Here is a 12,347-nt window from a genome sequence, read left to right on the forward strand (position 1 = left end):
TGTTGTCAGATCCAGAAAGCGGCTTTGCGCAGGTGCATGAGGGTCAGTGCGCTCGCGACGCTCAGGAGCGCCAGTGCGACCAGGACGTAGACGATGCTGATCGTATCGACGTGACCGCCCACGAGCGGCTCGCGCCAGACCGCGAACAGATGTGTCAGCGGATTGAGCCGCATCACCGTCGAGCGGTGGTTGATCATGTCGGACGACCAGATCACCGGTGAGGACAGGAAGGCGAGCATCAACGAGGATTCGATGATCGGCTTGAGGTCGCGGTAGCGGGTCGCCATCGCACCGAGCACGAGACTGAGAGCGAGGGTACAGGCGACGAACAGGAGCAGGCCCGGCACCGCCTCGAGCGCACGGGAGGCATGGTGCTGCGGGGTGAGGATGAGCCAGAGGACAAGTGGAACGCAGGCGTTATGCAGCGCGAACAGCGCATTCCGGAACGTGCATTGCAGGAGGAAGATGACCGGGGGCAGCGCCCGGTCGCGGATCAGGCTCGCCGAACCCTGCAGGGCCGTGGTCGAGTCGAGCACGACGCTGTTGAGGAAGGTCCAGGCCGTCATCGACAGCGCGAGCATGGGCAGGCGCGCCAGCACGCCGGCATTCGACATCTGGCCGATCACCGAGCCCAGCACTGCGACCACGATCGCCATCTGGAGCGACATCCAGAACGGACCGAGCAGCGAGCGTACATAGCGATGGCGCATGTCGGACCAGGCCAGCGCCGCGGCGATCCGCACCGAGTCCAGCCAGCCGGGCGGATGCGGCTCCTCGGCCGCCGTCGCCACCTCTTCCTTGCGCGGCATGGCGACTGCGTCGCGGTAGACGGTCTCCATGCCCTCCTTGAAGGCCGTGGCGGAATAGCGGGTCACGGCCCGTGTCCGCGCCGACAGGCCCATGCGGCGGCGGCGCTCGGGATCGCGGATCAGCGTGTCGATGGCCTCGCCGAGCATCTCGGCGTCGCCGGGCAGCACCGTGATAGCCTCCATGCCATGGCGGGCGACGCGGGGCACTGCGGTGTCCAGTGCCGTGTTCACGACCGGACGTCCCGCCGCCATGGCCTCCAGCTGGACGAGGCCGAAGGTCTCGGCATTGGTCACCGACGGCATCACGAAGACGTCGGCGAGGCACATCAGCTTGATGCGTTCGCAGTCGTTCACCGAGCCGAGCAGGCGAACGCGATCACCGACGCCGAGCTCCCGGATCAGCTGCTCGAGCCGCGGCCGCTCGACGCCTTCGCCGATGATCCAGACCTCGAATTTGCGATTGACGGCGGCGCGGATCAGCACGTCGAACCCCTTGTAAGGAACGAGCCGGCCGCAGGCGAGCACGAGCCGGCCGCGATCGTTGACGTGATGCGGCTCGATCTTCGGCCAGTCGTAGACCGTGGTGTCGATGCCGAACGGCACGACGTGGCACTTGTCTTCGAATTCCCGCAGCAGCGGCGTGTGGTCGACCAGCACGCGGTCGGACACGATGATCGCCTTGGCGTGCTGCAGCGTCCGGCGCATCAGGGGCTCGATGAGCCAGCGCAGACCGGCATGGGTGACGATGTCGGCGTGCCAGTGCACGACCAGCGGCCGCTTGCGGCCGAGCCCGAAGGCGAAGACGAGGTCGGCGAGCGGGAAGGGCGCGTGCAGCGCGAGCAGGTCGTGGTCGGCGATCTTGCGCCACAGCCGCCAGGGGTAGGTGGGCGCGGCCGGAAGCGACAGCAAATTGCCGTACGAGTGCACGCGCTCGACCTCGACGTCGTTGATCACCTCGTGGCGCTTGGCCGATTGCGAGCAGGTCAGCACGGCGGAGGCGAAGCTGTCCTTCAGGCTGGCGCAAATGTCGCGGATCACCGTGAGCGTGCCGCCGAACAGGTCGGGATAGTAGATCTTGAAGATGTGCAGCACCGACGGGCGGCGCGCGGTTTCGCTGGCGTGGTTCATGACGGCGGTCAACCTGCAAGCAATGCGGCGACGAACGGCGCAGCCAGCGCCGAAATGAAAATCACGCCGCGCAGGAGCGCCGGCAGGATCGGCTCGAGCGCGTCGCCGCGGTTCCTGTCTGGAAACGGCAGTGCACGCAGTGAACTGGAATTGCGGACCATGCGGTCAGCAGCCATGGGTGATGTCCCTTTACGTCGCGCCCCTCAGTGGCGTCTCGTATATGTGGGAAAATTTACCACGTCAATCGGCGGGTCAAAAAAAGTGGGATTGTGTCCCACGGATTGCATCGCTACAATTCAGACATGAATGCCAAACCCGGGTCCAAGGCTTCGGCGCCACAGCCGAACGCCGCTGCGAAGCTGCACGCGCCGCTGGCGCGGCTGCTGCGCCCGCTCGTGCGGCTTTGCATTCGCAGCGGCATGACGTTCCCGGCGCTGGCGCAGCTCCTGCGCGAGCTCTTCGTCAACGTCGCCGAGCACGATTTCGCGCTCGAAGGAAAGGAGCAGACCGACAGCCGCGTCAGCCTGCTCACGGGAATCCACCGCAAGGAGGTGGCGCGGCTGCGTGGCGCAGGCGCGCCGGTGCACGAGGCCCCGGCGGCGGTGTCGCTGACGAGCGCGGTGATCGCGCGCTGGCTCGCCGCACCCGAATTCACCGATGCGAAAGGCGAGCCGCTCGCGCTGCCGCGCACCGCCGAGGGGGAGGCGCCGTCATTCGAGCAGCTCGTTGCCTCCGTCACCAAGGACGTGCGTCCGCGCGCGGTGCTCGACGAATGGCTCGACCGCAAGCTCGTCACCATCAACGGCGACGACGAGATCGAGCTGGTCGAGGCGGCCTTCGTCCCGACGGGCGAGGACAACAGCAAGTGGCACTATCTCGGCCGCAATCTGCATGACCATATCGCGGCGGCCGCCCAAAACGTCTCGGGGCCGGCGCCGCGCTTCCTCGAGCGCGCCGTGCACTACAACAATATCTCGCCGAAGCTTGCGAGGCGCCTCGAGGCGCGCTCGCGCGAGCTTGCCATGGATGCGCTGAAGACCGCCAACCGCGAGGCGAATCGCGCGCTTGCCAAGGACAAGGGCGGCGACGCCCGTTGGAATTTCGGCATCTACATCTATAGCGAGGATACCGACGACAATGGCGACGGAACTGAAGGCAGTTCGTCATGAGTCGGCCGCCGCTCATCTCCCGCCGCCTGCTGCTGACGGGATTCTGGCTCGCCGGAACAGCCATTGCCCGGGCGCAGGTCAAGCGCGGTACCGACCAGGGTATCGGCGGCACCGGAATCACGCGCGGCGACGATCACGGCATCGGCGGTACCGGCATCGTCGGCGTGATCCAGCGCTTCGGCAGCATTTACGTGAACGGCGAGCGCATCACCTATGCGAACGATGTGCCGGTCCGCATCGATGGCGATGCGGCCAGCATCAAGGCCTTGCGCATCGGCCAGCTCGCGCGCGTGGTCGCTACGCGGCAGGCCGACGGCACACTCGTCACCCGCAGCATCTCCATTGCGAGCGAGGTCTCGGGCCCGATCGAACAGGTGAAGGGCAACGAGCTGACAGTGCTCGGTCAGAAGGTGCTGTCGAGCGGCAAGGAAAACTGGCGCCGCGCAGGCACCGAGGTCGCCGTGTTCGGCCTGCGTCGCACTGACGGCGTGATCGTCGCGAGCCTCGTCGAACAGCGCGGCAATGTCACGCCGCGCGTCACGGGTCTGGTCGAGCGCGGCGCGGACGGCTTGCACATCGGCGGCCTGAAGCTGAGCGGGGTCGATCCCTTGCTCGTCGGCCGGCGCGTGCAGATCGAAGGCAGCGCGAACCAGGGCGTGATGCAGGCCTCGCGCACCCGGATCGACGACTTCTCCGACCTCGTCGGCGCGAGCCGGCTCTCGATCGAGGCCTATGTGCAGCGCGCGGGCTCGAACCTGCAGCTCGGCTCCGGGTTCGTCGCCCATGACGGATCGCGCTTCGGGCCGGCGGCCGGCGAAGCGCGCATGGTGGTCAACGGCGTGTTCGATCGCGCGCGCGGCCTGCAGGTCGATTCCACACAAGCCGTCGGCCAATTCCCGGGATCGTCGATGCCGTCACCCGGACGAAGCCCCAGCGGCCCCGGCCACTCGCCCGGCGGCTCGATCCTGCATCCCGGAAGCGGCACGCCCGGCCCAAGCCCGACCGGCGGTCAGCCTGCGCCCGGTGCGCCCGGGACCGGCCCGGCGCCTGGATCCGGCCCGGGTCCGTCGCCCTCGGGCCCCGGCGCTCCGTCGGGACCCGGCGGCATGGGATCGCCCGGCGGGCCGATGGGCCCTGGCGGCGGAATGGGCGGTGGTGGCTTCGGTGGCCCCGGTGGCGGGATGGGGGGCGGCCGGCGCTAAGGTCCGGTGCGAGAGACAGGCGCTTCGCCGAATTGGACGAGGTGCGGGTCTAGCCCGCGCTCAGGCGAACCCCGGCGCGCAGGAATTTCTGCGGATCGACCGCCTCGCCGTCGATGCGGGTTTCGTAGTGCAGATGCGGACCGGTCGAGCGTCCGGTCGATCCGACGAGGCCGACGACCTGACCGATCTTCACGATCTCGCCGACCTTCACATTGATCTCGGAGAGATGGCCGTAGCGGGTCGAAAGCCCGTTGCCGTGATCGACCTCGATCATGCGACCGTAACCGCCGGACCAGCCGGCCGACACCACCTTGCCGTTGGCGGTGACGCGAACGGGATCGCCGGTCGCGGCGCGGAAGTCGAGCCCGGTGTGCATCGCGGGCCGGCCGAGGAAGGGATCACTGCGCACGCCGAAGCCGGAGGTGAATTCGACCTCGCCGATGACGGGCTTGCGATAGGGCACGAGGGCGAGCGTGCGGTTGAGCCGGTCCATCTCGGCGCGGGTGGTGTTGATGCGATAGAGCTGCTTCTCGAACGGGCCGGAGTTCGCCGTTAGTTTCACAGGTACAAAAGGCCCGCCCATTGCGGTGCGCGGCACGGCGGCTTCGAGACTGGCAAGGTTCAGGCCGAGATCGCCGACGACGCCGCGCATTCGCCGCATGCGTGAATCCATGCCTTCCTCGACGGCGCTGAGCGCCGCTATCTGACGACGCTCGACCTGATCAAGCGAGGTCTGGAGCCGGACCAGGACATTGTCGAAACCCTGGTTCTTGGCGAATTGATTGGTTTGCGGTGCCGCGACGGCCGGCGCGCGCGACTCGAGCCGCGCTTCGCGGTCCGGCGGCGCCACGAAGATGACGGTGTCGCTGATCGGCGAGGGCTTTGGCGTGCCCTGCGTCGTGCCCTGGCTCGACTCGCCGCGTTGCGGAGCTGAGCGCGGAATCGATCCGGTAACGTCGGGCATGGCGCCGAGCGCCGTTGCCCGGGACTCCAGCGCCGTCTGGCGTTTCATGATCTGGTCGAGCTTCTGGTCGAACTGCTCCTGGTCGAGCAATTGCCGGCTGGTGGTGCGGTCGACCTTGGCGCGCAGCTCGGCGATCCGGTCTTCATAGGCGTATTGCATCTCGGCCTGGCGGGCGATCAGCCGGGTCAGGACGTCGTCGCGAAAGGCGAAATAGGTGGCGGTTGCTGCCGACCACAGTCCGAGCAGCACGACGGTGCCGACCACGATCCAGAACACCACGGGGCCGAAGCGAACCTGCTTGCCGGCGTGGACGATGGTGTAGGCGTCATCCGCTGCGGGGAGGGGAATCGCGGCTGCCGCCGCTGCTGCGGCGGGACGGCGATGGTAGGGCCGTCCGTGATCGTGAGGATGATGTTGGGGGGAGTGCGAGTGTTGGGCAGAACTTTTCGACATCGGCACTCCCGCGCCGGTCGGAACGGTTCCTTGCGGCCTAATTGCCGCAATCTGGGCCGGTCATGGTTAATTTTTCGGAAATGGGAACGCTCGAATTTAAAGGGCTGGTTAAAGACTGCTTGCCGCCGCGAGTACGTCGTCGGCGTGGCCGTCGACGCGAACGTTGCGCCAGACTTTGGCCACCTTGCCGTCCGCGCCGACCAGAACCGTGGTGCGAAGAATCCCCAGGAAGGTCCTGCCGTACATCGATTTTTCGCCCCAGGCGCCATACGCCTCCAGCATCTCGTGGGTCTCATCCGAGACGAGGGGGATGCCGAGACTGTGCTTGTCTCGGAACCTCTCCTGGGCCTTGACCGGATCGGCGGAGATGCCCAGCACGGCCGTGCCTGCTTGCGCGAACGCGTCCGCAAGGCGCGTGAAGTCGATGGCCTCGCGGGTGCAGCCAGGAGTGTCGGCGCGAGGGTAGAAGAACAGGACGAGCTTCCGCCCGGCATAGTCCGACAGCGTCGCCACGCCGCCACCGTCACGGGGCAGCCGGAAGGCGGGCGCCTTCCGACCCTCGGTCAGAACGAGTTTGGCGGCGGTCGCAGGTTGGGATAGGGATTCACTAGATTTTAACCGTTTCGGTGCGGCCTTATGCGATGCTGCCTTTGCTGCCGTCTTGCTTGATTTGCTTGCCGGTGCCCGCCGCGTTTTCGCGGGCTTTGTTTGCGCCAATGGCCGCGTTTTCGCGGCCTTCTTTTTAGCGATCGGACTGCCGGAGGCGCTTTTGGACGAATTCTTTCGGGATTTCTTGGACATACGCCTTCCTTTCGACGCTTTCGGCGGGTCAACCAAAGCGGTATTGCAGCTCTCGTCAGGTGTGCCGGATTCGCGCCCTCGGCTGGGCAACTCTGACCGCGCGGGAGTATGGTTACAAGAAATTCCAGGCACCACCCCACTGCTCGTTGAACGCGCTTCCGGGGCGAAATGACGAACAGCAGGAACATTCAAGGAATGGCGGCAGTGCCGTCGAAGGGGCCTTCGATCCCCTTCGACGGATGCGGCCCCGGCGGCGCTCAATCTTACGATGGGCGCCTGTATCGAGAGGCAATGGCAAGGAATACGTCGCCCCAGGATCATCATCGGGATTACCTTCGGCGCGGCGGCGTGCAGGAGCCGCTGGAATGGGACGAGGCCGACTGGGATCCGGATCAGGAGGAGGCGGCGGGCCATCGTGCACGCCGGCTGTTGTCGCGTTCCAGTTCGGGCTTCCCTCGTTTAGGTGACGGCGTTGGGTCTCTGCGGCGGTGGCTGGCGGCGGATCGCTGGCTGAAGCGGCTGGCCGTCGTCATCGGCGCCCTCGTCGTCATCTTCGTCGGCTGTTTCGGCGCGCTGTGGTGGCGGCTTGGTGCGGGCCCCATCAATCTCGACATCGCAACGCCGTGGCTTGCGGCGGCAATCGAGGACAATATCGGCAACGGCAACACGGTCGAAGTCGGCGGCACGCAGATCGAGCGGGCCGGCCGAATCCGCATTGCCGTACGCATCCGCGACATCATCGTCCGCGACCGCGACCACGCCATCGTCGCGAGCGCGCCGAAGGCCGAGGTGAGGCTGTCCGGTACCGCGCTGCTGATGGGCCGGCTGCGCGCCGAAAGCCTCAACCTCGTCGATGCCGAGCTTGCGATCCGGATCGCGCCTGACGGGACGGTCACCGTGTCGGCCGGCGACACCGCAAAGCCGCTGGCGACCGGCGTTGCATCGAAGAAGGAAGCCGGCCTGCCCCCGACGTTCCCGCGTACCGGGTCTGCGCCGCCGTCGGCAGCCGCGACCCCGGATCCGTCGTCCAGTGCACCGGCCGCCGCCGCAGGCAGTGCCCAGAGCGGCGTTCTCGCCGGTCTCGACTGGCTCGACAGCCTGAGCATGACCGGTCTGGACGGCCAGAACCTCAACGAGATCGGTCTGAAGAACGGCAATCTGATCGTCGACGACCAGCAGCGCGGCAGCAAATGGACCTTTGAGAACATCACCCTCAGCCTGCGCCGGCCGAGCCATGGCGGTGTGTCTCTCAGCCTCGGCGAGGAAGGTGCGCGCCCGTGGATGCTGCGTGCCACGATCGGACCGTCCGAGAACGGCGTGCGCTCGGTCGACATCCGCGCCGACAAGGTCTCGACCTCCAACATCCTGCTGGCGCTGCGGCTGAAGGACCTGACCTACAATGCAGATCTGCCGCTGACCGGCGAGCTCAAGGGCGAGCTCGGCCGCGACGGCGTGCCGACCTTTTTCCGCGGCAAGATCGCGATCGGCGCCGGCAACATCATCGACACCGATACGCCCGACTATCCGATGGCGATCGACTCGGCTGAGATCAACGTCGAGTGGGATGCCGGACGGCGGGTGCTGGTCGCACCGTTCAAGGTCATCTCGGGTGCCAACCGCATCACGCTGCTGGCCCATCTCGAGCCGCCCAACGGCAGCACCAACGACTGGCAGCTCGGCTTCAGCGGCGGTTCGATCCTGCTTGGCGGCATCGACAACGAGGCGCCGCTGGTCTTCAACCGCATCGCAATCGGCTTCCGCTTCGACAGCGACCACAAGCGTGTGCTGCTGACGCAGGCCGACGTCTCCAATGGCGAGATCGGTGTCGCCGGCACCGGCAGCATCGACTATTCCGGCGAGCCGCGGCTGATGCTGGGCTTTGCGGGAACGCCGATGTCGGCGTCCGCCCTGAAGCGGATGTGGCCGACGCTCATCGTTCCGGAATTGCGTGAGTGGGTGATCGAGCGCATCGAACGCGGCACGCTCCAGCGTATCGAGATCGGCGTCAATTCGCCGACACGCAATCTTCCGCGCAAGGGCCCGCCGATCCCCGATGACGGCCTCTCGGTCAACATCGTGGCGAGCGGCGTCGCGGTTCGCCCTGTCGATGGCATGCCGGTGGTGCACGACGCCGATTTGAAGGCGCACGTGACCGGGCGCACGGCCACCGTGACGATCGGCCAGGGCATCGCGGACACGCCCGCAGGCCGCAAGATCACGATCTCTGATTTCACCTTCGAGGTGCCGGACATGGCGCCGAAGCCGTCGCCTTCGCGGACCAAATTCCGTGCCGACGGGCCGGTGCCCGCGGCGGCCGAAATTCTCAGCAATGATCGCCTGAGCGATCTGTCGGCGACCTTCGTCGATCCCAACACCAGCAAGGGGACGTTCTCGGCGAACATCGTGCTCGGCCTTCCGGTCAAGGGCGCGCTGACCAAGGCCGACACCGTCTACGCCGTGACCGCCGACCTCAACGGTTTTGCCGCCGACAAGCTGGTGATGAACCAGAAGTTGGAGGCCAACACCCTCAAGATCGTCGCCAACAACCAGGGCTACCAGGTCAAGGGTGACGTCAAGATCAACGGGCAGGCGGCCTCGCTCGACTACCGCAAGCCGGCCGAGGGCGACGCCGACGTCCGCCTGCAGGCCACGCTCGATGACGCGAGCCGGGCGCGTCTGGGCTTCGATCTCAGCCCCGCCGTCAGCGGCTCGCTGCCGATCAAGCTCTCGGGCAAGATCGCAAGTGGTCCCGACCAGACGACGAAGCTCGGCATCGAGGCCGACCTGACATCACTCAAGCTCGACAACATCCTGCCCGGCTGGGTCAAGCTGCCGGGCAAGTCCGGCAAGGCCACCTTCAAAGTGGTGCCGACGGCACAATCGACCCGTCTCGAGGATATCGTGATCGAAGGTGGCAGCGCCTCGATCAAGGGCTCGCTCGAGGTCGACCAGAACGGCGACCTCATGAATGCGAACTTCCCGACCTACGCGCCGTCCGACGGCGACAAGGCGTCGTTGAAGGTCGAGCGCGGTCCCGACGGCGTGGTTCGGGGCAGCATGCGCGGCGACGTGTTCGACGGCCGCGGTTTCCTGAAGTCGGCGATCTCAGGCAATTCCAAGGAGGACGCCAAGAGCAAGTTGAAGAATGTCGATTTCGACATCGACGTGAAGCTCGGTGCGATCGCCGGGTTCAACGGCGAGGCGATGCGCAGCGTCGATGCCAAGATGTCGAAACGCAATGGCGCCATCAAAGCGCTCACCCTGAGCGGCAAGATCGGCCGCGACACGCCGGTGGCGGCCGATTTGCGCGGCGGCCGCGCGCAGGGGAGCCGCGAGGTCATTTATCTCCAGACCAACGATGCCGGCTCGCTGCTGCGCTTCACCGACACCTACACCAAGGCTGTTGGCGGGCAGATGGTGGTGGCGATGGAGCCGCCGACATCAGAGCCTTCGACCGCCAGGGAAGGTCTGATCAACGTCCGCGACTTCACGGTGAAGGGCGAGGCCCAGCTCGAGCGTGTTGCGGCGGGCGCGCCGAACGGCACCGGTAGCGGCGTCGCCTTCAGCGCGCTCCGCGCCGAATTCACGCGCCAGAACGGCGCGCTGACGATCCGCGACGGCGTGGTCAAGGGGCCGATGATCGGCGCCACCATCGAAGGCTCGATCGATTATCCCGGCAACCAGGTGTGCATGAGCGGCACCTTCGTGCCGATGTACGGCGTCAACAATATCTTCGGGCAGATACCCCTGTTCGGCATCTTCCTCGGTGGCGGCAACAATGAGGGCCTGATCGGCGTGACCTATGAGGTCGTCGGCACGCCCGCCGCGCCGGTGATGCGCGTCAATCCGATCTCGGCGATGGCGCCGGGGCTGTTCCGCAAGATTTTCGAGTTCAATACCGGCAAGCAGAGCTCGCCGATCGACGAGCTTCCGTCGCAGCAGTCGAACGACCCGCCCGGACCGTCGTCGCGCCAGCTGTCGAACGGATGCAGCCTCGCGCGGCGCTAAGCGCGAAGCTACCCGCATTCATGGACAGATAGGCGATGTTGCGCGGCCTATGCCGCGCGCACGCCGGCGAGGAAGGTTCCGACCTCGCCGGAGAGCTGCTCGGCCTGCTTGGAGAGGCTGGAGGCGGCGGCGAGCACCATGCCGGCGGCGTTGCCGGTCTCGTTCGCCGCCGTGCTGACGCCGCCGATATTGCTCGTGACTTCCTTGGTCGCTTCGGCGGTCTGCGGGACGCTGCGGGCGATCTCGGCGGTCGCGGCACCTTGCTCCTCGATGGCAACTCCGATCGAGCTCGCGATCCGGCTGACTTCCTCGAAGGTCGCGGTGATGCCGCCGATGGCGTCCACGGCCTCCTTGGTTGCGCCCTGGATCTGCGCGATCTTGTCGCCGATCTCGCGGGTGGCCTCGGCAGTCTGGCTGGCGAGCGACTTTACCTCGGAGGCGACGACGGCAAAGCCGCGGCCGGCTTCGCCTGCGCGAGCAGCCTCGATAGTGGCGTTGAGCGCGAGCAGGTTGGTCTGGGCGGCGATGCTGGAAATGAGCTCGGCGACGTGCTCGATCTGCTGGGCGCCGTCGGACAGCGCACGCACGATGGTGTCGGTGCGGCGGGCGCTCTCCACTGCACGTCCCGTGACCTCGGCGGACTGCGCGACCTGACGGCTGATTTCGGTGATGGAGGAGGAGAGCTCCTCGGCGGCGGCGGCGACCGTCTGCACGCGCTGGCTGGCTTCCGTGGCGGCAGAGCCGACCACGGCGGCGCGGCGGTTGGTGCCCTCGGCGGTCGACGACATCGACTTCGCGGTGGTCTCCAGTTCGCCGGAGCCCGAGGACATCAGCCCGACGAGCTGGCCGACCGAATCATCGAAGCGGTCGGCGAGCGCAATCAGGGCCTCGCGCTTCTCCTGCTCGCCGCGGGCCTTGGCAGCGACCTGTTCGGCCTCCAGCGCGCGCGCCGTCAGCGCGGTCTGCCTGAGCACTTCGAGCGTTTCGGCCATGCGGCCGATCTCGTCGCCGCGATCGGTCTCCGCGACCGGCTCGTCGAGGGCGCCGTCGGCGATCTCCTGCATCCGGTTCTTCTGGCGGTCGAGTGCGCTGAGCACGTCGCGGGCGATCAGCCACGACAGCGTGGCCATCAGCAGCAGCAGGCCGATGCCGACGGCGGCGAGCTCGAGTGTGAGCGCACGCACGTCGGCGTCGATGTCGTCGACATAGAGGCCGTAGGCAATCACGACGTTCCAGGGCGCGAACTGGCGAACGAACAGCAGCTTGCGGACCGCAACCGTCTGGCCCGGACGCGGGAAGAGATACGACGTGGTGCCACCTTCGGGGGTCTGCTTGGCCGCGTTCACGGTCGCATCGCCGATCACGATGCCATTGGCATCCCTGATGCCGTTGTTCTTGCCCTCGAGCTGAGGCGCTCCTCCGTTCATCATCACCGTTGAATCGGCGGTGTAGACCACGGGATAGCCCTGGCCATCATTGAACTTCATTCGGCGGCCGCGCAGCTTGAATTGCGCTTGCGCCTCGGCGAGCGTCATCTTGCCGGCGGCGACCTCGTCCTGCAGCGATTGCGCGAAGCCATGCAGGAGATCGACGGCCGTCTGCATCTGGCGCGCGCGGTCCTCGAGCATGCGGGTCTTGCTGAGGACAGCTGATACCGCGATGATGGCGGTCACCGTGAGCGCCGCGAGACAGAGCATGCTGGCGAGCTTGGTACGGATACTCAGATGACTCAGCAGCGTCATAGCGGCCTCTACGGAATGGTTGTTATTGCTCGCGTCGGTAGCATGAAGTTCTTACCAATCATGAATGGACG

Annotated in this window: 8 protein-coding genes; 3 read left to right on the plus strand and 5 right to left on the minus strand. The window is 66.6% G+C overall.

Translation table 11 applies throughout. The annotated features are described in order from the left end of the window. Positions 1-5 precede the first annotated feature (5 nt). Positions 6-1,937, minus strand: coding sequence for a glycosyltransferase (locus AXW67_RS03400; RefSeq protein WP_063676780.1), 1,932 nt, complete (start codon positions 1,935-1,937; stop codon positions 6-8). Between the two features lie 8 nt (positions 1,938-1,945). Further along, on the minus strand, positions 1,946-2,113 hold the full coding sequence (locus AXW67_RS43030; RefSeq protein WP_201723627.1) for a hypothetical protein: 168 nt from the start codon (positions 2,111-2,113) through the stop codon (positions 1,946-1,948). Between the two features lie 126 nt (positions 2,114-2,239). Between AXW67_RS43030 and AXW67_RS03405 the strand changes: the two genes are divergently transcribed. Both AXW67_RS03405 and AXW67_RS03410 read left to right on the plus strand, forming a co-directional pair. Next, entirely contained in the window at positions 2,240-3,106 is an 867-nt protein-coding gene (locus AXW67_RS03405; RefSeq protein WP_063676628.1) for a DUF6502 family protein, read from the plus strand. Continuing rightward, positions 3,103-4,308 carry a DUF5666 domain-containing protein gene (locus AXW67_RS03410; RefSeq protein WP_063676629.1) on the plus strand — a complete coding sequence of 402 codons (1,206 nt, stop codon included), beginning with the start codon at positions 3,103-3,105 and terminating at the stop codon, positions 4,306-4,308. Before AXW67_RS03405 ends, AXW67_RS03410 begins: the two co-directional genes overlap by 4 nt. Positions 4,309-4,357: 49 nt before the next feature. On the opposite strand, the gene AXW67_RS03415 is transcribed toward AXW67_RS03410, so the two are convergent. Continuing rightward, on the minus strand, positions 4,358-5,725 hold the full coding sequence (locus AXW67_RS03415) for a M23 family metallopeptidase (protein WP_201723628.1): 1,368 nt from the start codon (positions 5,723-5,725) through the stop codon (positions 4,358-4,360). A gap of 108 nt (positions 5,726-5,833) precedes the next feature. Further along, complete coding sequence (locus tag AXW67_RS03420) at positions 5,834-6,526, minus strand: peroxiredoxin (RefSeq protein WP_082907742.1); 693 nt, start codon at positions 6,524-6,526, stop codon at positions 5,834-5,836. Between the two features lie 195 nt (positions 6,527-6,721). Here AXW67_RS03420 and AXW67_RS03425 point away from each other — a divergent pair, with 195 nt between their 5' ends. Beyond that, the gene (locus AXW67_RS03425) at positions 6,722-10,534 is read left to right on the plus strand and encodes a YhdP family protein (RefSeq protein ID WP_063676631.1); all 3,813 of its coding nucleotides are present in this window, start codon (positions 6,722-6,724) and stop codon (positions 10,532-10,534) included. A gap of 47 nt (positions 10,535-10,581) precedes the next feature. On the opposite strand, the gene AXW67_RS03430 is transcribed toward AXW67_RS03425, so the two are convergent. Beyond that, positions 10,582-12,276 (minus strand): methyl-accepting chemotaxis protein, encoded by a 1,695-nt coding sequence (locus tag AXW67_RS03430; RefSeq protein WP_063676633.1) that lies wholly within the window; start codon positions 12,274-12,276, stop codon positions 10,582-10,584. Between the last annotated feature and the right edge of the window lie 71 nt (positions 12,277-12,347).

It is taken from the genome of Bradyrhizobium neotropicale, from assembly GCF_001641695.1.
Taxonomy (GTDB): domain Bacteria; phylum Pseudomonadota; class Alphaproteobacteria; order Rhizobiales; family Xanthobacteraceae; genus Bradyrhizobium; species Bradyrhizobium neotropicale.

Coding starts and splice junctions, on each gene's coding strand:
- AXW67_RS03405 (WP_063676628.1), top strand. CDS start 2,240: ATGAATGCCAAACCCGGGTCCAAGGCTTCGGCGCCACAGCCGAACGCC.
- AXW67_RS03430 (WP_063676633.1), bottom strand. CDS start 12,276: ATGACGCTGCTGAGTCATCTGAGTATCCGTACCAAGCTCGCCAGCATG.
- AXW67_RS03410 (WP_063676629.1), top strand. CDS start 3,103: ATGAGTCGGCCGCCGCTCATCTCCCGCCGCCTGCTGCTGACGGGATTC.
- AXW67_RS03400 (WP_063676780.1), bottom strand. CDS start 1,937: ATGAACCACGCCAGCGAAACCGCGCGCCGCCCGTCGGTGCTGCACATC.
- AXW67_RS43030 (WP_201723627.1), bottom strand. CDS start 2,113: ATGGCTGCTGACCGCATGGTCCGCAATTCCAGTTCACTGCGTGCACTG.
- AXW67_RS03420 (WP_082907742.1), bottom strand. CDS start 6,526: ATGTCCAAGAAATCCCGAAAGAATTCGTCCAAAAGCGCCTCCGGCAGT.
- AXW67_RS03425 (WP_063676631.1), top strand. CDS start 6,722: ATGGCGGCAGTGCCGTCGAAGGGGCCTTCGATCCCCTTCGACGGATGC.
- AXW67_RS03415 (WP_201723628.1), bottom strand. CDS start 5,725: ATGTCGAAAAGTTCTGCCCAACACTCGCACTCCCCCCAACATCATCCT.